Origin of the sequence: Mycobacterium sp. H4Y (assembly GCF_000364405.1) — a bacterium.
Lineage (GTDB): Bacteria > Actinomycetota > Actinomycetes > Mycobacteriales > Mycobacteriaceae > Mycobacterium > Mycobacterium intracellulare.
Map to the genome: position 1 here is coordinate 777,243 of NZ_AKIG01000002.1, position 21,424 is coordinate 798,666.

Genomic DNA, 21,424 nt, shown 5'->3' on the forward strand with positions numbered 1-21,424 from the left:
CGTACTTCTTCGGTTTTTCTACATCGCTACCCCTTATAGCTGATGCCTCTGCGACCTCGGGGGAATCTCGGCTTTCTGGCTGTCGTCTCTGATCGCTCGCCCGTCGCCTGAACTAGTGACTGTCTGGCGTTGCCGCAGCGCAGCGATCGCGTGCCGTTCAGCGGATTGCGCGGCGCGGGCGAGTGCGTCGCTTTCCTCGGCCGGATCTGGCCGCAGGAAACTGCCCGTGCCGGGGGCGCCGCTGGCGCCGAGCTTGTTCATCCGCTTGGGTACTGCCGCGCCCTGATATTCCAATGGAATTGGGTGACCGTCTTCGTCGACGTCTCCTAGCGGTTGATGTATTTCTATGTAGGCGCCGTGCGGAAGGCGATTAATGATGCCGGTCTCGACGCCGTGCTGAAGCACCGCGCGGTCGCTGCGCTGGAGTCCGACGCACCACCGGTAGGTGATGTAGTAAATGATCGGCGGCAGCACCACCATCCCGATGCGACCGATCCAGGTCGTAGCGTTCAGCGAGACTTCAAACTTGTAGGCCAAGATGTCGTTCATTCCGCTGAAGGTCAGCACCAGGTAGAAGGCGATCGCCATCGCCCCTATGGCGGTGCGCACCGGCGCGTCGCGCGGCCGCTGCAGCAGGTTATGGTGGGCGTTGTCGCCGGTGATCTTGTTCTCGATGAGCGGATAACTCGTCAACAGGACGAATACCACTCCCATGAGCAGCGCCACCCAGAACGCCGCGGGCACGGTGTGGCCCCACACGTACAGTTCCCACGCCGGCCAAAGGCGAGCCAGCCCCTCGGTCCACATCAAATAGAAATCGGGTTGGGAACCGGCCGACACCTGCGACGGCTTGTAGGGACCGAGATTCCAGATCGGGTTGATCTGCAACAGCCCACCCATCAGACCCAAGATGGCTACCGTCATCGCGAAAAACGCGCCGGACTTGACCGCGAACACCGGCATGACCCGCACACCCACCACGTTGTTCTCGGTGCGGCCGGGACCGGGAAACTGGGTGTGTTTCTGAAACCACACCAACGCCACATGCACGCCGATGAGTGCCGCGAAGATCGCCGGGAGAATCAGGACATGGATGGCGTACATGCGCGAAACGATGATGTCGCCGGGAAAGTCGCCACCGAATAGCGCCCAGTGCAGCCATGTGCCGATTACCGGGACGCTCATCGTGATCGATGACAACGCGATGCGCAGCCCGGTGCCCGACAGCAGATCATCGGGTAGCGAATAGCCGAAGTAGCCCTCGAACATGGCCAGAATCAGCAGCAGCGCGCCGATCACCCAGTTCGCTTCCCGGGGCCGCCGAAACGCCCCGGTGAAAAAGACTCGGGCCAGATGCACCATGATCCCCGCGGCGAACATCAACGCCGCCCAATGGTGGACCTGCCGGACGAACAACCCGCTGCGCACTTCGAAACTGATACCCAGCGTCGACTGGTAGGCCTTCGACATCGCCACGCCGCGCAGCGGTTGATAGACCCCGTTGTAGGTGACCTCAGTCATCGACGGGTCAAAGAACAGGGTCAGATACACCCCCGTGATCACCAGCACGATGAAGCTGTACAGGGCCACCTCGCCTAGCAGAAACGACCAATGCGTGGGAAACACCTTATTGAGCTGACGCCGTAGCGCCGCCGAGGGGTGATACCGCGAATCAAGCGCGCCGCCCTGATCAACGAGCACGTCATCGAATTTTTGGCTCATCGGCAACGCAGATGCCGCGAAAGTGAGCAGTGGACGCATCGCTTCACGGCGAAAGTGTTTACCATTTCTGGGGCCGTTAAACGCGTAGCGCGATCCCCCAATGGCTGCCCCGGGCGGCGAACCCGCAGCAGTGGGCCGCAGGCACAATAGTCGAGGCTCGTTCGCGGCACACCCCCCATGCTTTGAGGCGCGTGCATACTGCTTACCTACGGCCAAGCACCACGGCAAGCAGGGTCGACTGTTCGGGTCGACTGTTCGCGTCATCAGTATCGCGGCTCCGCGCCACCGCGTCGTGGATATCTGGCCCGCGGATGTCACGCGGTTAAGTGCTCACCTGCAGTAGAATCGCTGTCAGTAGCAGCGCTAAACTCCGTGACGGCTTTCAAATTTCGTGTCATGAGGGGAACCCAGCAATTGCCCACGCGCAGTAGCCCGTTCTTCACTTTGCGACTGCGGCTGGGCGCCAGCGATACCACCTGGCTCGCGCCCATCGACCCGGAAGCGTTCCGGGCGTGAATGGTAACTGTTACGATCGGGCACCGTGGCCCGCTACGAATCTCCGAATAACGGTGGCGATGACCAGATTAGCTATACAAATCTCGGCCAGAGTCGAAACCAGCCGCGTCTCACCCCTTGGTATCGCAGGCGCGTGGTGTTGTTAGGAGCGGTCCTCGCGATCCTCATCGCCCTGATCACCTGGGGCATCGTCGCTCTGTTCACAGGCGGCCAGGGCGGCAGCCCCTCCATAACGACAACTACGGCAACTACCGCGCCGACCACCAGCACGTCGGGCGGCTTTCGGCTGCCGTCGCTGCCGTCGGAAATCACCCTCCCATCACTGCCGTCGAAAATCACGCTGCCATCGGAGATCACGCTGCCGTCGCTGCCTTAGCCTGAATCCACCGGGGGCTGGTGTTAGCTGACGCCGACTGGTCTGATCATGATTTCGACGGACGGCGTGCTGTATCCGCTGGTCTGCCCGGCTTCCTTGTTGCTCCGCTCCGGCCTTCTCGGCGATCGTCAGGCGGTCAGCCGTGGTGGGCGCTGTCCGATCATGTTGCACCACAACGTCAGCCATGCGTCAGCCCAGGGCCAATGGCTGAGCAGATGCAGAAGAGGTCGGCGTTGAGGTCGGGTCAGGCGGGCCGAAACGTCGACGACCTTGTGGCGCAGTGTGGCGTCCCGCGCGACGGAGTTGCGGTTGATCCCAGCTTGCGGCAACGCGCGGCAGGTTGTGGGCGAAGGCAGCGGGATCGGATCCTGTTGGCGCCGAACGCTCCAAGGGCGTCCGCGCCAGTGGTCCGTTGATCAGGTCGGCGAACACACGCGCAACTTCGGGCGTAAGATCAGCCGCCGACCTCCAATCATTGGACCTCCTGGGACGCGTTGTGTAGGAACGTGCCCATAGGCTTACGGGTCCAAATGCCCGGGTGCCCGACTCGCACTGCTGTGTGGTACCAGCATGTTCCATGCACCCGGCTGGAACCGTGCCGAACGCGTTGTTGAGCCGACGAGAAGCGAGCACACTGCCGTTCTCTGGTGGTCGTTCAGACTGCGCGGTGTAAACGTTTCGCGTCGCGCGAGCCTGGTTCACGACAGATGCAAGGTGTCGTCAGCGGCTTCCGGCGGCCCACGTTGGTGTCGAGGCTTCGCTTCGGACACCCGTTTGCTCGCTGCGGTCAGAAGCCGGCGGGTTGTTCGACGTGGCCGGCAGGCTCGACCTCGATTGTGGAATGGGTTACCCCGTAGCGTTCGGCAAGGAGTTGGCGGCTTGAGTCCAGCACAGCGTGCCAGTTGGCGCCATCGGTTATCACCACGTGTGCGGTTGCGGCCTCCATGCCGCTGGTGACCGTCCAGATGTGCAGGTCGTGGACCTCACGGACACCCGGAATTGCGGTCAGGTCACGGGCGGCGCCGTTGACGTCGACTCCGGGGGGTGCGACCTCCATGATGATGCGCAGCGCTTGACGCATGAGTTGCCAGGTGCGCGGAAGGATGAACAGGCCGATAGCCGCGGCGACAATGGCGTCGATATAGCGGAATCCGGTGATTGCTATCACGATGGCTCCGACGATGACGCCGATCGAACCGAGCATGTCGGAGAGCACCTCCAGGTAGGCCCCCTTGACATTCAGGCTCTCCTTGGCGCCTGCGGTGAGCAGCCGAAAGGAAATGATGTTGACCGCCAGCCCGACCGTGGCCACGATCAACATCGGCACACCCAGTACCTCTGGCGGCGCGAGGAAGCGCCGCACCGCCTCATAGAGGACGTAAAAGGCGACGCCAAATAGCAACAGCCCATTGATTACTGCGGCCAGCACCTCCAACCGGTATGTGCCATAGGTGCGCTGGTCTGCGGCCGGCCGCTTTGCCATATAGATCGCGGACAAGGCGAGCCCGAGTCCGAGCACATCGGTACCCATATGGGCAGCGTCACTGATCAGCGCCAGGGACCCGGTGACGATACCGCCGATGACCTCCACGATGGCATAGGTGGCGGTCAACGCGAATGCGATCATCAACGGTTTCTGATGGCGTTCACCGGCGCTGCCGATGCGCAGCCCGTGCCCGTCACCATCGGGCCGGCTGGGAGTGGGCTCCATAGTGTTATCGCGCTTGCTGGATGAGCTCATCTGGATGTCTCCCGCGTTTAGCTAAATGACCACTACATATTTCACGCTAGCGAGCTGAGGGTCGTCGCCGTCGCCATCTCGGCAAAGTTCACCCGCCATACTGCCAGCAGCGGGCGCAGAAAGCAGGTGGGGCCAAGGCGGGGTGAGTGCCAGCCCGGTGCGCTTCGCGCCACACGGCAAGCGAATCCAGGAAATAGCCGACCGGACAGCCGCTTGATACCAGATGCTCCTATGTTCAGGCAACGATTTTTGTTGCCTTTCTTGACGGTTGGAGGGCGTGGAAGATTTCGCGGGCGAGGTAGCGCTTGAGACAGCGCATGACCTCATTTTTGGTTTTCCCTTCGGCGAGGCGCCGCGCCATGTAGTCACGGGTGGGTTGGTGGCGGCGCAGCCGCACGACCAGGATGACATGCAGCGCCCGGTTGGCATCACGGTTGCCGCCGCGGTTGAGTCGGTGTCGGACGGTTTTGCCGCTGGAGGCCTGCAGCGGGCTGACTCCGCAGAGTTTAGCGAAGGCGCCGTCGCTGGTGATCCGATCGTGGTTGTCGCCGATCGCTGCCAGCAGCGTGGCGGCGGTGTCGGGGCCAACACCGTAGACGGCGCGCAACTGCGGTGCGGCGGTGGCGGTGATGGTGTCGATGTGGTGTTTGAGCCGGGCGGCTTCGACGTCGAGTTGCTCGCAGCGCGCCGCCAGTGATTTGATCGCCATCGTGATGGCATCGGTTGGACTGCTTGGCGTTTCGGACTCAGACAACTGTTTGCAGGCCTGGATGAGACGCTTTTTGTAGAGGCCGGCCAGCTGTTCACGCAGCGCTGCGGGAGCGGTGACCAAAAGGTCCTGCAGGGCGGTGTAGGCCTTGGCGCGGGCGCGCACCGCACTGGTACGGGCCACCCGCAGCACCCGCACCATTTCGGCAGCACCGTCGGCGGACTTGGGGTCGCCGAGGGCTTCGCCGGCCAACACGATCGCGGCGGCTCCGGCCGCATCGGTGTCGTCGGATTTGCCGTAGCGTGCCCGGCGCTGCCGTTTGGGGCGGCCGACCTCGGTGACCGCGATGCCCTCGGCGCGCAGGTAGCGGGCCAGGCCCGCGCCGTAGTGGCCGGGGCCTTCGATACCGACGATGACGAGCTGGCCCAGCCCGTGAGCCCAGGACACGAATTGACGGTACCCGGCGGTGCTGGCTGCCATGCGGTGGCTGCCCAGCGGACGGCCCAGCTGATCGGCGGCGTGGGCGACGTGGAACTGCTTGTGCGTGTCGACACCGACGGTGACCTGTGGTTGGGTGGATGCGGCGATGGTGGATTGCATTGCGGCCTTCCTGTGACCGGGATTTCCTGGATGGGGTGAAAGGGCGAAGCCGTCGGGCGGGGACGATACTGCTACGGGATGCTTGGTCGCGCTCCTATCAGGTCATTCCGTCCGGCGGTTCCGCGCCGAACCAGGCACGGTCGACGGATCTGACGATTGCAGGCACGCCACACTGCTCGCGGCCGGTAAAGAAATGAGTCAGACCGCACCGGTTCGGACGCGGACCCTACCGACGCCCCGCTTCGCGAGGCCGCGGAAACGCCGGTAGTTCTTTAATAGCAGTAAAGAAAATTCTCACACCGCAGGTCAGAGGCGGTCCGGCCCGGTTGGTACGAGCGGGGTGGCGTCGCCCTGAGCTAGGATCAGCTTCCCGGGATCATGCTGGCAGTGGGGCGGGGCTGCGGAGTCGCCGGCCGTTCAGTAATGCCAGGGCGCACGCGGAGGTCGTTGCTGATGGGCGCTGCTGTGGTGGCGGACGGAGGGCGAAGCGTAGCGACCGGCGCGGACGGGAGCGTCAGCGGACGGGAGCACAGGGAGCGAAGCGAAGCCCGCAGGTGGCCACTGGATGCGTGCTGGTTACACGCTGTGTTCGGTGTGCAGGTGTGGGATGGGGACTGCGAGATGACGGTGGGCCTCGTAGGCTGGCTGGTGTGAGCGGGGTGCTGGCAGAGCGTGCACGGTGGGAGGCCGAGACGCGGCTTGCTCGGCAGCCTCGGCGGTTGGCGCATGTGCGGGGTGTGGTCGCGGCAGCGGGGCAGCTTGGCCGACATTTCGACGCCGAGACTGCTGATTGTCTGGTGGCGGCTGCCTGGCTACACGATATCGGCTATGCGCCGTCGGTGCGCCAAACCGGTTTCCATCCCCTCGATGGCGCGATGTTTGCCCGATCGGCAGGCTTTGGGGAGCTGGTTGCGTCGTTGGTGGCGTTTCATAGCGGAGCGCGCGGGGAGGCATGCGAACGGGGCGTGTCGGGCTTATCGGCATTCAGCGAGCCTCCCCGAGAGGTGTTGGACGCGTTGACGTTTTGTGATTTGACGACTGGACCTGATGGTTCTGCGGTGTCGGTCGAGGATCGGCTCAGCGATGTCTTGGCACGCTATGGGCCCGATGATCCGGTGCATCGGGCTGTTGATGCCGCGCGGGAGGAGTTGCTGGCAGCGGTGGGCCGGGTGCGCGGCTGGCTGTGAGACCAGCTCAGCCCAGATAGGGGCGGTCGCGGTGTTGCAGGTAGTGGTCGATGCGCAGTCGCATCGAGGGGTGCATATCCAGCGCGGCGATGTCGTCGGGGTGGCTCCAGGTGATGTCGGTGCTTTCGTGGTCGATGGCCAGGGTGCCGCCGAGCACGGTGGTGGTGAAGCACAGCGAGAATTGTTGGCGGACTTCCCCGTCGGAGAATGCTACGACGTGATGGGGGTTGGTGTAGACGCCAACCAGCCCTGTGACTCCGACGTCGAGGCCGGTTTCTTCTTTGACTTCGCGCGCGGCGGTGTCGGCGATGGTTTCGCCGATGTCGTGTCCGCCGCCGGGCAGTGCCCATAGGGTGTTATCGCGGCGTTTGACCAGAAGGATGCGGCCTTGTTCGTCGGTGACGATGGCTGAGGCGGACGGGACCACGCTGTTGGGTTGGGGGGCGTTAGGGTCATTGTAGTAGTCGGTCCGCATTCCAAAATCAACCTTTCCTGGTCAGGGCGGTGGCGTTGTCCCAGACACGGTCAAACGCCTGTTCGAGGGTGGTCCAGAGGCGTGGTTCATGGTGGCGGGACAGCACGAGCAGAGGGTTGTTGCGTCCCGGGGAGCCGTAGATGTGGAAGTTGACGATCATGGTGTCATCGACGCGGAAGATTGACGTGTACAGCGTGCTGTCGTGGGTGCGGATGTGTAGTCCCGGTGTGCCCGTATATGGGGTGAGGAGTTCGACGGAGGTGCGACAGCGGGCGATGACGGCTTCTCCGATGCCTTCTTCGGCGCCGCGGATGGTCATGGCGGCGCTGTCGGGGTCTCCGGTGAGAAAACGGACCTGCACGCCGCGCTTGGCGGCGTCGAGCAGGATATCGAGGAATCCGTCGAGCGTGTCGAACAGGAACGTAGCCGCAATCACCAGAATGTCGATGCCGGTGCTCGCATGAGCGAAATGCTGCTTCCATGCGGTGATCGGTAACTGGGTGCGGCTGGCGTAGAGCGTCGCGGTGAATGGCGCACTGGTGATCGTAGAGAGTGTGCTGATCGTGGAGGGCGGGAATTGGTTGGGCCACAGGTCGTGTGGAGTGCAGTCGAGTGCGTCGGCGGCGCGGCGGGCATTGTCCCCCCGGACGTTGAGATCGGTGTTGGACAGCCAGCGTCGAACGGTCTTGAGGTCCACCTCGATCGCGCGGGCGAACTGAGCCGGCGATAGCCCCTTGGCGTGGAGTCGTTGTTTGAGCCGCTCGTTGGGCATCATCGCGAAAACCGGGCAATCATCGGCACTTTCCATGGCCCCTCGCACAGACCTCCCGTGTCGATGCCGCCGCGTGTGGCGGCCTCGGGTTCCAGTGTGCCATGACGGCGGCGACTGGCCCGGTGTCGGGCAATGCCGGCGGTTATGTCCCTGCCTGTGTCTGTAATGCCCGTGGCCGTGTCGGCAACGTAGGCAAAGGTCCCTGGTGATGCCTGCTGTGTCCGCGTGAACTGAAATCTGCGCCTGATCGGGCGTGTACAGATCACGAAAGGAACAGCAGGACAATGCGTTTGAGAATTGATACATCCGGGACGCGGTTCATTGTCACCAGGGCGGCCGAGCCGCGGCTGAATTTCGACACCGGCAGCCCCAAAGTCGACACCGCGACCGGCGTACCGCTCTACGCTGCGCAGCTGCTGGCGTTGGATGACACCGGCGGCGAAGTACTCAATGTGACCGTAGCCGGTGACCCGAAAATCGGTGTGACACAGCAGGTATCGGTGTCAGGACTGGTGGCCATCCCCTGGGCTCAAGGTGACCGCAACGGCGTGGCCTTCCGCGCCGACGCCATTACCCCCACGACCGGCGCCGCTATATCCAGCGAACAGGCGCGCCCGCAGAAATAACCCGATTGTTGGGGCGCGGCGTGGGCGCCTGTCGCGCCCCAACACGGGACTGTTATCGCCGAAACTCGCGGAAGGCACTTGTCATGGCATCAAACAACAAGCACACCAACAGCTCTGGGTCGACTCAAGGCGACTGGTTCGAAGATCCGATTCTGTCTCTGGCCAAGGCCATGGGGTACCTGCTGTGGTGGTCGATTCTCTTCCCCGCCATTAGTATCCCCATCATCGCCAGTCTGGCGGTCGCCATCACCCACGGCCCACAGCCGGGCCTGATCACCGCCGTCGCGTTCGGTGCCGCGTATGTGGGATGGGCATGGCTTGACCCGCGGTCATTTCATGCCTGGGTGACCGAACCGGTGCGGCACCGCTGGCTGACCTGGTCGCGCTACACCCGCACCTGGGAATCGGTGTGCATCTTGCACGGACTGACTGCCCGCCTAGGTGAATGCACCCTCGTGCCAACCCTGCAGTCGGTACACATCGGCAAGACCACCGACGTTCTGACGCTGCGGATGGTCACCGGGCAATCCCTGATTGATTGGCACAAACAAGCCGACGCACTGGCCGCCGCCTGGCGCGCCGACCGGATCACTATCCGTTCGACCGCACCTGGAGAGCTCCGCATCACCCTCATGCGCGGCGACGTGCTGGCTGACCACGTCGACCTGCCCATAGCCACTTCGACAACCTCAGTGGATTTACGGGCGGTGCCGGTCGGGATCACCGAAACTCGCCACTGGTGGTACCTGCCCCTGTTGGGCCATCACGTGCTGACAGCTGGGGCCACCGGGGCCGGCAAAGGCAGCGTGTTGTGGTCACTGATCGCCGGGATTGCCCCCACCGTGAAAACCGGGCTCGTGCGGCTATGCGTGATCGACCCTAAAGGGGGCATGGAACTGGGCGCCGGGGCACCGCTGTTCACGGTGTTCACCCACGACGCCACCGACACCACCCTGCGCCTGTTGCGCCAACTGGTGGAGGTGATGCACGCCAGAGCAAACCGGCTGCGCGGCAAGACCCGTCTACACACCCCCACACCATCCGAACCGCTATTCGTCGTGGTCATTGATGAGATTGCCGCGCTCACCGCCTACGTCACCGACCGCAAAATCCGCGCCGAAATCGAACAACTTCTCGGTCTGCTGCTCTCCCAGGGCCGGGCCGTGGGGATTAGTGTGGTGGCCGCGGTGCAAGATCCGGCCAAAGAGACACTGCCCGTGCGGCAACTCTTCACTGTGCGCATCGGGTTGCGGCTGACCGAAGCCACCCAAACCACCATGGTCCTCGGCCAGGGCGCACGCGACGCCGGCGCTGAATGTGACCGTATCTCCGATGCGACGCCGGGTGTGGGCTATGTGCTTATCGACGGCAGCGCCCAACCGCAACGGGTGCGAGCCTTCCATGTCACCGACCACGACATCACCACCCTCGCTGCGCGGTTCAGCGCACCAGTTCGCCGGTACGGCGGTGACACGCCACGCAATGCCAGCAGTCCCGACTTGGGTGGGGATCGTCCGTGACGATGGCCATCACACCAAAGGGTGCCATGGTGTTGCCCGGCGTTCCTGATTCGATCGACACCGCTGCTGTGGTGGATCAGATGGTGCGCCGCGCCTCCTCATTCGGATATGAAACATGGTGGCAACGAGCAGAATCCGTCGGCTTCTGCGCCCACCCCATTCAACTGGTCAGCACCGATGAATACGGTCGGGATCGAGTGGTATGGACACGGTGCAACAACCGACGCGCCCACATCTGCCCCTCATGCTCAGACCTCTACGCCCGCGACACCTGGCAACTCGTACACGCCGGCGCCGCAGGCGGCCACCACGACATGCCCGCCGCGGTGGCGCACCGCCCGCAAGTATTTGTCACCCTCACCGCCCCCAGCTACGGGGCTGTCCACACCACCACGAAGTCAAGGGACAAGGACCAGCAGGTATGCCGCGGCCACCGTCGGATTGGTGGATACCGCCGCTGCCCGCACGGAAAGCCCTTATGGTGCAGCACCACCCACGACCATGATGATCCACACGTCGGCCAGCCACTCTGCCGAGAGTGCTACGACTATGCCGGGCACGTGCTGTTCACCTGGCACCTTCCCGAACTATGGCGCCGCTTCACCATCGCCCTGCGACGCGCGCTACGCAAAGAACTGAAAGCCGCCACATGCGACCTGGATACGGTGCGGGTCAGCTTCATCAAAATCGTCGAACTGCAGGCCCGCGCCATCCCGCACATCCACGCTCTGATTCGCCTTGACCCCCACGACGATCCCGATCAGACCGAGTGGGAATCACCGATTAGCGCAACAGACCTCGCCAGCATCATTCAGTACGCCGCCCGCGCCGTGACGCTCACCATCCAGGACCCAACCGCCGACAGCGCCGTGCGGACGATCATTTTCGGCACACAGCTCGACACCCAGCCCATCAGCGCATCCTGTGAGCCGGTGACGAGTGCCCCAACAGAACAGAATCCACCTACCGGCCGATCGCTATCCGGCAGACAGGTGGCGCGCTATCTCGCCAAATACGTCACTAAATCAGTGGCCGACCTGGGGATCAACGCACGCCGTCTCTCAACCGAGGCGATCCCGGACTTGGATGTGTCTGAGCATGTGCGCGCCATCCTGACCACTATCAGCGAGCTCGCCGACCAAGGGCTAAGCGGCATCAGACGCTGGTTGCACACCCTCGGGTTCCGCGGCCACATCACCAGCAAATCCCGCCGTTACTCCACCACGATGACCTCCCTACGTGAACGCCGCGCTACCTGGACTCGCGAACAACACTCGAAAAGCACTGCACGCCAATTTGGTTCAGGATCGAGTGACGATTCCGCTAGCCCCGTTGATAATGAGGATCTGGTGGGGTGGGAGTTTGACCGCGCCGGCCATGCCAGCCTCGGTGAGCGGACCTTGATCATCAGTGCCTCACTACGGCGCATTCAACAGCGTCATACCGCGCGCGAGGCACAACAACCGCAGCGCAGCGGCTTTCCTGTCGAGGTGCCCGATGGCTAGCTTCCCGGCGCACGCCGCGAGCCAGCGGAGTGAGAAACCCTATAGCCGTGAAGAATTCACCGCCTGGCTGATCAAATCCTGTGAGCGCCAACAACTCGCAGTCACCATCGCCAACCCCGCCATCCTTGCCGACATCGCCACTTTGCTGCGCTGAGCTCACAGCCGACACATCCGGGTGCTGGCCACGAAAGAGTATCAACGTTCGAGTTGTTCCTTGCCTGGCCATATCAGCGCAATCCGTTGGCTGACAGTTGATGTCAAGGCCGTGCCGCCGGCGGTCAACCAGGGGTTGAGCCTTGACGCCAAGCGTCAGCCAACACACACTCGACTGCGACCAGGCAACAGGACAGCCGTGATTCAGCGACCGGTTCACTACGCGATGCGCACTGGCCAGTTATCCGGGTCGCCCGGGACAGTGTGCGATGAGCTACCACCCCGATACCCGACCCGACGCCCCAGTTTTGCCACCGCGACGGGCGCTCGTGGTGCACGAGCGCCACATGCCAAGGTCGCTGGATACGACACCGAAGCCAAGACCCGAGATGGTCTACCTGATGGACTAGAAAGACCCGGCCTGATGGACTAGAAAGACCCGGCGCGTAGACGAAGCAGCGCAGCCATCGTCGGGGAACCCAATTATACCCGCCTTCCGCAGTACCAGTCAAACAACTGTGTGCCCCCATCCGCAAATATAGTTGTTTGACTTTCCCTCGGTGTTAGAGTAAAGAAATGCGTCCTACGTCGGTGCCTGCACGCCTGGTCGAAGCCGGAGTGCCGGTGGTCACAGGCGATGCCCGCAGCATCACCTACCGCGATGGCAACCACGCGGTCACCGCCGAACTCGTCCTGGCCGACCGAGTGTCGTCACCAGCATCCGTGCTGGGCCGCGATCGCCGCCCCGGCCACCGGATCTTCCTCATCTGCGAAACCATATCCGAGGAGGCACGTTCAGCTCTGCTGGCCGACACTAACGTGGACCTCAGCGTCGCCAGCACCGGCGAACTGGTGCTCTCCGGGACGACCTATCGTGCCCCCGTGGGGGCGCGCCCACACCGAGGCGCAGGCGAACGTAGCTGGCGGCGGCGCGCGGCCGAGCGGGTCTGCGTGCTCACCCGCGAGCACCTGCGCCAAAGCGACCTCGCCGCGGCCATCGCCGTCAGCCAGCAGGCGGTATCGAAGATGGTCGAGAAGGAGCCGCTGCCAGATACCCCCATGGCGCCCGACGCTCGTCGGGAGTCGCTCGTCGAGCTGGCGTCAGTGCCAGCCGATGACGGAGTCGTTGAGACCTACTGGTACGGGATGGACCCCGTCACCGACCAGGTCCGCAGCGCGATCCGGCTCGGCGCAGAGCTGACCGTGCCGGTGATCGCCGGCGGTGAGGTCGCCGCCGACGTGCTGGCGCCGTGGCGGGTGCCGAGACACGGCCTGGTCTACGCCCAGGAGCTGATCGACCTCACCGACTTCGGTCTGGTGCAAGCCACCGCTGAGGAAGCAACCTTGACCGTACGTGTTCCTGCCGACTCGACGGTGTGGGCGACCGCCGCGTGGTGGAACCAGCTCACCGATGTGCAGCATTCCGACATCATCACCGCAGACCCGGTGGTTGTCCTGCAGGATATGAACGCCGGTGCTGATGCTGGTGACGGCGCCCTGCAACGACTCGACGACTGGATCGCGGGCCGGTGACCGGCGCGGTATCGGTCATCGTCGCGTGCACCGCCGTGGCCGATGACAACGGGATGCGCGCGCTGCACGACGTGTTCACCGTAGCCGCTGACCTGGATTACCGCGTCATCGGCGGCCACATGGTGCGGCTGCTACGTCATGTCTATGACGTGCCGGGAATCCCGCGGGTGACCTCCGATGCCGATACCGGAATTGACGAGCAGGTAGCTGTCGCCGGCGACTTGCACGACCAGCTCACTGCGCTGGGCTACACGGACACCAGCGGAAACCGATACGAGCTCGGTGGGCAGGCGGTCGATCTCCTGGTACCCACCGAGGCCAAGGCGGGCAAGCGATACCTCGGGGAACGGGCCTTTGACGGGGCGCCCGGATTGCGCCTGGCGCTGGCGTCACCGCCGATCCAGGTCGCGGTCACAGCGCGGCTCACCGACGGCACCTATCTGGAATTCGAAGTCCCGCTTCCCGACGTTGAGGCCGCGTTCGTGATGAAGATGCTGGCATGGACAGTGCGGCACTCCGACCGCGACGTGAAGGACATCGAGACGATGCTGGAGATCGTTGCGTCGCAACCGAAGTACCGCGCTTCGCCGTGGCGGATGCATGATCCCGCTGTCACCAAGTTCGGTGAGCGCAAAGACGCAGCTCGGGCAGCGGGACGGATGATCGTCAGCCCGCCCCGGCTAGTTCCGGCCCGGGTGCGGGTTCTGCTTCGCCAGCACGTCGCGTTCGCGCCACGCTGACATTAGGACCCCTCTATCAACATAATTTGCTGCCACCTTCGAGCATCTTTCGTCTTTATTTTGACGTGCGGTCGCTCTGCGGTGACTTGAGACGGCTGTGCCGTCAAATAAGGAAGGGCGACCAGCATGGCTGACACAACATTTGACGAACCGCAGCCTCCAGCCGCTGGCCTTGCACTAAGCCAACTCGATATTCCTCGTGACTAGCTGATCAGCAAAGGCCAGGCCGGCTTCAGCGGGCTCGATCACGTGACGGCGTATTAACGGAGCACGGAAGGTTGTCGGTGTGCACGTGCACGATGCCGAGCATGAGGTTGGTACCGATCAGCGGCTACACCGACTGCAACGGCCGCAGGGTGCCGCCGTACGTGCAGCGGCGCCGAGCGGCGGCCCCACGCTTGGGCCAGCAGGACGCCCTGCGAGCTGCCCAGGTCATCGACGGTCGGCGCAGCGGGTGGGGTGCGGGGGGGTCCGTGGTCAAGGGTGCGACCAAGCTGGCAGCTACTGCGGCGGGCGTGCTGGTGGCCGGATGGGCGCTGTGGCAGGCGGCTGGGCAGGTGCGCGAGTTCACCGGTGACCGTTTGGAGAACCCGGCCCCACTGGCGGGATCCTCATGGTTTGCCACGGCCGGTGTGGTGTGCGAGGCCACCGGCCGGTTCGAGGCCGTCGGTGCGCTGCCAACTCGCAGACGGTCTGCGCCGTCAAGCCGTGAGCGCTAACCCGTTGTGCGAGAGCAAGTGGTACGGCGCCATCGTGGCGCTACGCGCGGGCGAGGGGCCCACAGTCGGTGTGCGCCGACGGGCCACTCGGTGCGCCCTTGTCGATGGAGGTGCTCGATGCCGGCCAAACCGCCACGTACGGATCGCTGGGTGCCGCCATGCTCACCTGTCGCTCCCTGCGCAACGGCGGGGTGTACTGCTATGACCAAGGCAGCGGACGAGGGTTCGAGTTCGGCCCGACCGGTTACCGATTCGACGATGCATTCCTGGGCCAGGTCGCGCATAGAGATGGTGTGCGGCAACATAATTGATGATTGGTGGGCTGTCCTTTGCGGGCACAACGCTGGGACTTCCGTCGCAAAAGAAACGAGGTCGAGGTGGACATTGGGACACACAATGGTGACGGCGTGCCGCCCGACAGCGGGCGGGTGATTCGAGAAGAATTGATCAAATATATGGCGGACACACTGCGCGACCTGCCCGACCAACAGCGGGTGTTCCTGCACCTACCCCGCGCGCGTGTGGGCACGGAATGGTCACAATGGATGGACCACGCCCAACCGACAACGCACGGTAACAACCTGGGCTTCACCGTGGGATATGTGTTCTACCCCGGCGGAGAATGGGACGCCTCAACGGTATGTGAGCGGCTGCAACAACTGTGGCGGATGTGGGGATGGACCGCCACCCTGGGACTACCCCCGGTCGGAGACGGCTACACGCTCGTCGGCCGCTCCTATGACGGCTACGAGTTCACCCTGTACGCCGCACCGCAACGACGCGGCTCCAGCCTGGAAATCGTGTCGCCACACTTCGATCCCGGCACAGGCAATACGAGGGTCACCATGCCGTTCGCGGTCACCCCCTTCGGGGAACTGTCGCTACCCCAAATATGGGCAACCCACCCAGAACTCGTCAAATGGTGAGCACCCACGCCAGCCGAACTGGGATCTCTCCGTTGAACTCGATGGTATGCAAGCGGATTAAAGTTCATACCGAATCGCTGCCCGTCTCCCGGCCGAGCGAAGTAGCGGTAACTCCACCTGACGGTGGATGGAGCCGCTGGCGCGTCACCGACACGATGCAACATTCGCAGTAAAATTTCTACAAGCAATGTAGTATGTACAGCATGCAGCTAGAGCGGCACGAGGTCGATGCTTTCGCCCAGATCCTATTAGCGGCATACGTCGGTGCGGCCGCCGATGCGCGGACCTTCACCGCGGAATGGGGTTCACCGCCCACCCGGATGGATAAGTCGCATCGATTCCGCTCAATCGCCCAGGCGCAGATTGCTCAGTCGGATCAATTCGCGCTGCACCAGGAATACATGGAATCGGGACGCGTGCAAGTCACCGACATGAGCACGCGAGATTCCTACCTGATCCGCAGCAAGGCCGCGATCGACATTGAGGAAGCCCTTTCCGGGGCCGAACAACTTGTCTTGTTCGAACCACCGCGCCAGAATCGTAGCGGACACCCCAAGCTGCTCGCCTACACCTTCGAACGGGGCGGCATGCGACTGTGGGCCTGTGCAACCAAGCGGATGGTCAATCGGCAGCGACTGGTACCCGCAGGAGAATTGGACCACGTTGGATTCTGGCCCTTCGCGGCCGATTCGCCGCCAGACGGTGGCGGCGACTTGAAATTTGACCAAGGCGAGAACGATCCGTTCGATGACCTCGGCGAGGATTTGGACTTCGGGGAGGCAGACGGCCTGTGAACAGGCTGCGAGCATTCCGCGACATCGAAGGGCTCAACCAGGGCGACCTCGCAGAGATTCTCGGCCTGTCGGTACCAATGGTGTCAGCGATCGAAAGCGGTCGCCGAAGCTTCGGAGGCGATCTCGCGGCCCTGGGTTACCGCAATGATCGACTGAGCTTGCCTGACATGTCCGAACCCATTCATCGGGCCCGAGCGTCGACATCGGTTGCGGCAAAGAAGCGGGCCAAGGAGCTTCTCCGGTTGGCCGGCGAAGTCTTCGGCGAGTTGCTTAACGTCACGCCGAAGGCCCCCGATATTCTCCTGCACCGACATGGGCCAGGGGCCGGCCCCGATGAAATCGAGGAACTGGCCGGCGACATCCGTGCTGTGCTGGGCCAGGAGGAATCGGGGCCCATCCGCAATCTGACCGCGCTCGTCGAACGCGCGGGGATCTGTCTTGTGCCGATTCCTAGCCTTCCCGGGCTAGACGGCTTGTCCGCGTGGGTGAATGGTGTACCGGTCATCGGTCTCAATCCCGCAGTTCCGGGCGATAGGTTCCGGTTCAGTTTGGGACACGAATGCGGCCACTTGATATTTCACGATCGTCGTCACGATTCCGTGGAAAGCGAAGCGAATCAGTTTGCAGGTGCACTGCTGTTTCCGCGTGCAGATTTCGACGCCGCGATGATCGATAAGCCCAAGTTGGCCGACTTCATTCAGTTGAAGAGTTCATGGGGCATGTCAGTGGCCGCGATCATCTACCGCGCACACGAACTCGACTACATCGACGATGCTCGCTACCGTGCCCTACAAATCCAGATGTCGAAGTGGCGCCGAACCGAGCCCGGCGAATTCAAACCTGCGACAGGAACACTATTTCAGCGCCTCGTTGAGGTCCACGGAGGCACGCAGGACGTTGCGAAACGCCTCGGAATCAATCCCAAACACCTTGCTGCAGTCGTGAACTGGAGCCACCTTCGGCTAGCGTAAACACGATGGCGACAGCCCGATAGTCAATCCCCGGCAAATCAAGGCCGGCGTTCAATGAAGCTATGGGGCACTTCAGTTTTTCACTCCGGTCACCGGAAGATCCATTTCAGGAGAACCAGTAGACCTCATACCGGTGTCATGCAGCGCGCCAAGACTCAAGAAGACTGCCCGCGCAAGGTCCAGAAACGGGATGCGCTTGTGGCCAGGGAAAGGGTTGTATTAGGCCAGATTCCGTGCGCTGACCGATTCGTCTACTGTCCGCTCCAATGGGGCAGGCGGGCTGTCCGAGTTCGAACAGTGGTTCGACCGACCGGAGCTAGGCCTTGACCGCTCAGCAGACCCAGGCACACGGTGGCGGTGCGCCGGGGAACGAAAGCACACCCACCATCGGGTGCGTCACCGAGGTGGACACCCCGACAGCCGCGGCGGCGCTCAGGCTGTAGCGCCAAGGATAGCTGAGGCCGCTCACCAGCATTCGTGTCGCGACTGCTCAACGAAATGCGTTTGGCGGACATGTCGGAGGCAACCGCTAGCATCCGCAGCCAAAGCCGAAGCGGCACGGGCGATCACTCCCAGCATGCTTGACGCAAAGGAAAGGTGACATCGGTGGCGAGGAAGAAGATCGGCATCCAGGACGCCAGTATCGCGGAAATTGAGGACCTGGAACGGTGGCAAATACTTGCTGGAATTGGGCCCGGCAGTGCGCTGGGCGAAGACCTCGCTGAGGCAAAGGAGTCGGGCGTCTTAAGTCACGCACTACGAGGGGGGATTAAGCACGCGCGATCAATCAACCAGTACGCCAACATGTTCGACAGCCTCTGCGCGCGAACTCTGGTCCTGTCGGCGCGAAGCGGTGCAAAAACAGTGGGGCTGTTGCTTCTCGGGCCGCCCCCAGCGCTGCTGCAACGAGGACCGCAATTCAATGGCCAGAATGCCGCGTTCTTATTTCACGTCGCAAAACTAGGTGTCCTAGCGGTCGATCCAACCGTGCACGGCACGGGCATCGGATCGCGGCTAGTCAGGGTAGGGACCGACATTGCGCGCCAGTCGGGATATCTCGTCCTTTACGGTGAGTTCCATGCTGACCGGCCCGCCCTGCCAACGTTTTACGAACGGTGCGGGTTCGAAGTACTCGAAACGGACCAGGCGCTCAACCTCACCGAAGTAATGGGCTTCCCCACCCTGATAAAGCCAACCGGCAGCGACCGACTCTTCGTCACCGGATTGACCTAGATGCGCCAATGCGGATGGACGCGGTTGATGTCGAGGCTGCGTGCGCCGGGAGTACCCGGGGCGATCACGGCGTGACCGAGCACGGACTTGATGACCGCTTGTTGGCGGTCGATGTCCAAGCTGTCCCATTGCTCGCGGAGCAGGTGTCCGGTGCCCGCGAGTTCGTTGACGTCTGCGGTGTCGGTGGCCGCGGCGATCGCTTTACGCGTTTGGGCGATGCGGGCGGTGATGGGGTCACGGGCGGCGATCCACTCCCGCGCGGTCACGGCACCGTCCGCATACAGCGCGGCCAGCTCATCCAAACGGGCGGTGTCGGCGTCGAGCTGAACCGACAACTCTGCGACATTGGCATCCACGCTGGATTTCCCCACTAGTGCATCGGCCAGTGCCGGAGAGTCCAACCGGGTCAGCACCGCGTCCGTGAGAAGGTCCTCGACGGGTTGAGCCACGACCGTCAAGCGGCCGCAGCCGCCCTGATCCGGGCCGCTCAGACACACATAGCGGCGCACCCGGTTCTCGGGATTGACATGGCGGGCTTGGGAATACAACCGGTTGCCGCACCGGCCGCAGCGCAGCAATCCCGACAGCAGGTAGGTGCGCGGGGCGCGGGTCTTGGTCAGCGCCCGCGCGGTCATGCGGGCTAACACCTGATCGCGCTGCATGGGGCTGATGATCGCTGGCCACGCGGCCTCACCGATCACCTGGCCGTGATGCTCGCGCAGTCCCGCCACGCGACCCGAGCATAGGATTTGGCGCACCGCCGAGGTCCGCCACGATTTCGATGCCGCAGGCGCGATCCCGGAATCGTTGAGCCACATGGTCAATGAGCGGATCGAGGCCCCCGCCAGATACCGGTCCACCATCTCACGCACCACGGCAGCCTCCTCGCTGCGCACGGTGATCTTGTCGGGTTCGTACCCGAACGGGCGCACCGAGCCGTGCGGGCGTCCTTGTTCGGCGTTCTGCAACATCTTGCGGCGGATGCGTGCGGATTTGCGTCCGGACTCTTTGGCGGCGAACGCGGCGAAAATCCGGGCCATGAACAACCCGTCATCATTGCCCAGATCGATATCGGCGGTCACGGTGGCCACGTCGCGCACTCCTACCGATTCACACAACGCGACGAACTCTTCCAGCTCCACCGGGCGGCGATGCAACCGATCCAAGTTGTAGACGAGCACCGCATCGCGCGCACCCGACTCCAGATCGGCCAGCATCCGTGCGTACTCGCGGCGCGGTTTACCAGAGAAGGCCGACACATCATTATCGACGTACTCATCACCGACTGGCCAGCCGCGATCGGCGGCCAGCTTGCGGCAATCCTCCAACTGGCGCGCCACCCCTAACCCGGCGCCCTCAACGTCAGCAGAGATACGTGCGTAGACCGCGGCCGACTGAACACCAACTCGCTGAGCAGTGGCTTTCCGGCGTGACATGAGGGTAGTTTAACATTATCTCAGCTTCGAGGCATGCGTGGGCCCACCGGCGGCGTACGGGATGGTGTGGTCCACATCGCAGGCGGTGGCCGGGCGATCACAGCCGGGCCAGCGACAGGTCAGATCCCGACACCGCACGAAATCGGCCAACGCCCGCGAGGGCACATACCCCGCCTCCGGCGGCGCATCGGCGGGATGGGCCAACGGCACCAGTCGCGCCGACGCGGCCAACTCGGCCAGCACCTCCGGCGGGATGAGCCCCTCGGCACCGATCTGCACGCCCGGCGCCCACCCCGCGCTGGTCTGCGGGGCGATCACATGGACAGTCACCGGGCCCGCGGCCCGCCCCCCGGCCGCACAATCCGCGCGCCCGCAACGACACCCCAACCGGTCGGCGTCGGCGGCCAACGCCCCCAACGCATCAGCGCGGCGCTGCTCCCGAGTCCGCGGGTCATGCGCACACACCGTGGCCGCCAACGCATCCAGGCGCCGATCCAACGCGTGCGCATCCGCGGCGTACAGGGTGCCCTCCAGATGCGCCAGCCCATCACCCATGTCGGCCATCCACACCTGCCGGCCGGCCACGCGCTCCTGGCGCCGGCGCACCGCATCCACATCCGCCTTGGCCACGACCTTGTCGACCTGGGCGGCCAACCGGCCCTGACTCAACGACGGCCACCGGCCCACCGTGGCCGCCAACACCGCGTCCACCGAACGCAACACCTCACGGTCATCGATCAAATCCGTGCGGAACACCATGGTCTGAAACATCCGATAATCGATATCCCCGGCCGCAAACACCGCCCCCACCAGCGGCAACCGCTCCCGCATCGCCCGGGCATAACGCACCCGGCTCGCGGCCAACCCCTGGCCGATCCGCAACTGCGCGCCCACCTCCGCGGCCACCGCCGCCTCGGTGTCCACCGCCCACTCCTCGCTCTCCGCACAGCGCGAGAGCCGATAGGCAAACAACTCCCCGACCGCCACCAACTGCAACTCCCCGACCGCCACCAACTGCGCCGCCGCCGCCCGATTCTCCACCCGCGCCACAACCCCGATCTGTTCCAACAGGGCCGCCGACTCCCGCGTCGCCGACGGATGACACCGCTCAACGAGCTCATCAAGCTCCGCGATCACCGCACGCCGCCGCACCTCATCGAACATACATTC

20 protein-coding genes and 2 pseudogenes are annotated in these 21,424 nt (G+C 63.7%); 14 read left to right on the forward strand and 8 right to left on the reverse strand.

What is annotated here, in order from left to right:
* Positions 1 to 33: 33 nt before the first annotated feature.
* Complete coding sequence (locus W7U_RS17480) at positions 34 to 1,722, reverse strand: cytochrome bc complex cytochrome b subunit (protein WP_036429510.1); 1,689 nt, start codon at positions 1,720 to 1,722, stop codon at positions 34 to 36.
* Between the two features lie 541 nt (positions 1,723 to 2,263).
* On the opposite strand from W7U_RS17480, the gene W7U_RS17485 reads away from it, so the two are divergent.
* Positions 2,264 to 2,614 (forward strand): hypothetical protein, encoded by a 351-nt coding sequence (locus W7U_RS17485; RefSeq protein WP_225325533.1) that lies wholly within the window; start codon positions 2,264 to 2,266, stop codon positions 2,612 to 2,614.
* Between the two features lie 128 nt (positions 2,615 to 2,742).
* Here the strand turns inward: W7U_RS17485 and W7U_RS26805 are convergent.
* The 3 genes and pseudogenes from W7U_RS26805 to W7U_RS17495 form a co-directional block, all read right to left on the reverse strand.
* A pseudogene (locus W7U_RS26805) lies at positions 2,743 to 3,046 on the reverse strand (IS1380 family transposase); the annotation flags it as partial.
* 355 nt (positions 3,047 to 3,401) lie between these two features.
* A complete protein-coding gene (locus W7U_RS17490; RefSeq protein WP_008260765.1) occupies positions 3,402 to 4,325 on the reverse strand; it encodes a cation diffusion facilitator family transporter in 924 nt (307 codons plus the stop codon).
* A gap of 265 nt (positions 4,326 to 4,590) precedes the next feature.
* Positions 4,591 to 5,664 carry an IS110 family transposase gene (locus W7U_RS17495; RefSeq protein ID WP_008256196.1) on the reverse strand — a complete coding sequence of 358 codons (1,074 nt, stop codon included), beginning with the start codon at positions 5,662 to 5,664 and terminating at the stop codon, positions 4,591 to 4,593.
* A 650-nt stretch (positions 5,665 to 6,314) separates the two neighbouring features.
* On the opposite strand from W7U_RS17495, the gene W7U_RS17505 reads away from it, so the two are divergent.
* Positions 6,315 to 6,851 (forward strand): HD domain-containing protein, encoded by a 537-nt coding sequence (locus W7U_RS17505; protein WP_036429517.1) that lies wholly within the window; start codon positions 6,315 to 6,317, stop codon positions 6,849 to 6,851.
* A 7-nt stretch (positions 6,852 to 6,858) separates the two neighbouring features.
* Here W7U_RS17505 and W7U_RS17510 read toward each other — a convergent pair whose 3' ends face one another.
* The gene (locus W7U_RS17510; RefSeq protein WP_008260777.1) at positions 6,859 to 7,326 is read right to left on the reverse strand and encodes an NUDIX domain-containing protein; all 468 of its coding nucleotides are present in this window, start codon (positions 7,324 to 7,326) and stop codon (positions 6,859 to 6,861) included.
* 7 nt (positions 7,327 to 7,333) lie between these two features.
* Positions 7,334 to 8,134: a helix-turn-helix domain-containing protein gene (locus tag W7U_RS17515; protein ID WP_008260779.1), complete on the reverse strand. Its 801-nt coding sequence runs from the start codon at positions 8,132 to 8,134 to the stop codon at positions 7,334 to 7,336.
* A gap of 248 nt (positions 8,135 to 8,382) precedes the next feature.
* Between W7U_RS17515 and W7U_RS17520 the strand changes: the two genes are divergently transcribed.
* The 12 genes from W7U_RS17520 (at position 8,383) to W7U_RS17570 (ending at position 18,818) form a co-directional block, all read left to right on the forward strand.
* A complete protein-coding gene (locus tag W7U_RS17520) occupies positions 8,383 to 8,724 on the forward strand; it encodes a hypothetical protein (protein WP_008260780.1) in 342 nt (113 codons plus the stop codon).
* An 83-nt stretch (positions 8,725 to 8,807) separates the two neighbouring features.
* Positions 8,808 to 10,244, forward strand: coding sequence for an FtsK/SpoIIIE domain-containing protein (locus W7U_RS17525; RefSeq protein WP_008260781.1), 1,437 nt, complete (start codon positions 8,808 to 8,810; stop codon positions 10,242 to 10,244).
* A gap of 2 nt (positions 10,245 to 10,246) precedes the next feature.
* Positions 10,247 to 11,749 (forward strand): replication initiator, encoded by a 1,503-nt coding sequence (locus W7U_RS17530; protein ID WP_310917267.1) that lies wholly within the window; start codon positions 10,247 to 10,249, stop codon positions 11,747 to 11,749.
* On the forward strand, positions 11,742 to 11,903 hold the full coding sequence (locus W7U_RS26530; protein ID WP_008260783.1) for a hypothetical protein: 162 nt from the start codon (positions 11,742 to 11,744) through the stop codon (positions 11,901 to 11,903). Before W7U_RS17530 ends, W7U_RS26530 begins: the two co-directional genes overlap by 8 nt.
* A 590-nt stretch (positions 11,904 to 12,493) precedes the next feature.
* Positions 12,494 to 13,435 (forward strand): hypothetical protein, encoded by a 942-nt coding sequence (locus W7U_RS26535; protein ID WP_014942904.1) that lies wholly within the window; start codon positions 12,494 to 12,496, stop codon positions 13,433 to 13,435.
* Entirely contained in the window at positions 13,432 to 14,175 is a 744-nt protein-coding gene (locus W7U_RS17540; protein ID WP_008260785.1) for a hypothetical protein, read from the forward strand. The genes W7U_RS26535 and W7U_RS17540 overlap by 4 nt, the downstream gene beginning before the upstream one ends.
* Before the next feature lie 308 nt (positions 14,176 to 14,483).
* A complete protein-coding gene (locus W7U_RS17545) occupies positions 14,484 to 14,894 on the forward strand; it encodes a hypothetical protein (protein ID WP_041321066.1) in 411 nt (136 codons plus the stop codon).
* A 104-nt stretch (positions 14,895 to 14,998) separates the two neighbouring features.
* The gene (locus tag W7U_RS17550; RefSeq protein WP_008260788.1) at positions 14,999 to 15,205 is read left to right on the forward strand and encodes a hypothetical protein; all 207 of its coding nucleotides are present in this window, start codon (positions 14,999 to 15,001) and stop codon (positions 15,203 to 15,205) included.
* Between the two features lie 66 nt (positions 15,206 to 15,271).
* Positions 15,272 to 15,820: a hypothetical protein gene (locus tag W7U_RS17555; protein WP_008260789.1), complete on the forward strand. Its 549-nt coding sequence runs from the start codon at positions 15,272 to 15,274 to the stop codon at positions 15,818 to 15,820.
* Positions 15,821 to 16,023: 203 nt separating this feature from the next.
* Positions 16,024 to 16,614 carry a hypothetical protein gene (locus W7U_RS17560; RefSeq protein WP_225325531.1) on the forward strand — a complete coding sequence of 197 codons (591 nt, stop codon included), beginning with the start codon at positions 16,024 to 16,026 and terminating at the stop codon, positions 16,612 to 16,614.
* Complete coding sequence (locus W7U_RS17565; protein WP_008260794.1) at positions 16,611 to 17,585, forward strand: ImmA/IrrE family metallo-endopeptidase; 975 nt, start codon at positions 16,611 to 16,613, stop codon at positions 17,583 to 17,585. Before W7U_RS17560 ends, W7U_RS17565 begins: the two co-directional genes overlap by 4 nt.
* A gap of 606 nt (positions 17,586 to 18,191) precedes the next feature.
* On the forward strand, positions 18,192 to 18,818 hold the full coding sequence (locus W7U_RS17570; RefSeq protein ID WP_008260795.1) for a GNAT family N-acetyltransferase: 627 nt from the start codon (positions 18,192 to 18,194) through the stop codon (positions 18,816 to 18,818).
* Here the strand turns inward: W7U_RS17570 and W7U_RS17575 are convergent.
* Together W7U_RS17575 and W7U_RS17580 are read right to left on the reverse strand one after the other, a co-directional pair.
* Positions 18,815 to 20,254, reverse strand: a complete 1,440-nt coding sequence (locus W7U_RS17575; protein ID WP_072501373.1) for a recombinase family protein — start codon at positions 20,252 to 20,254, stop codon at positions 18,815 to 18,817. The two genes, W7U_RS17570 and W7U_RS17575, sit on opposite strands and share 4 nt — an antisense overlap.
* 18 nt (positions 20,255 to 20,272) lie before the next feature.
* Positions 20,273 to 21,418, reverse strand: a pseudogene (locus W7U_RS17580) (HNH endonuclease signature motif containing protein); the annotation flags it as partial.
* Positions 21,419 to 21,424: the final 6 nt, after the last annotated feature.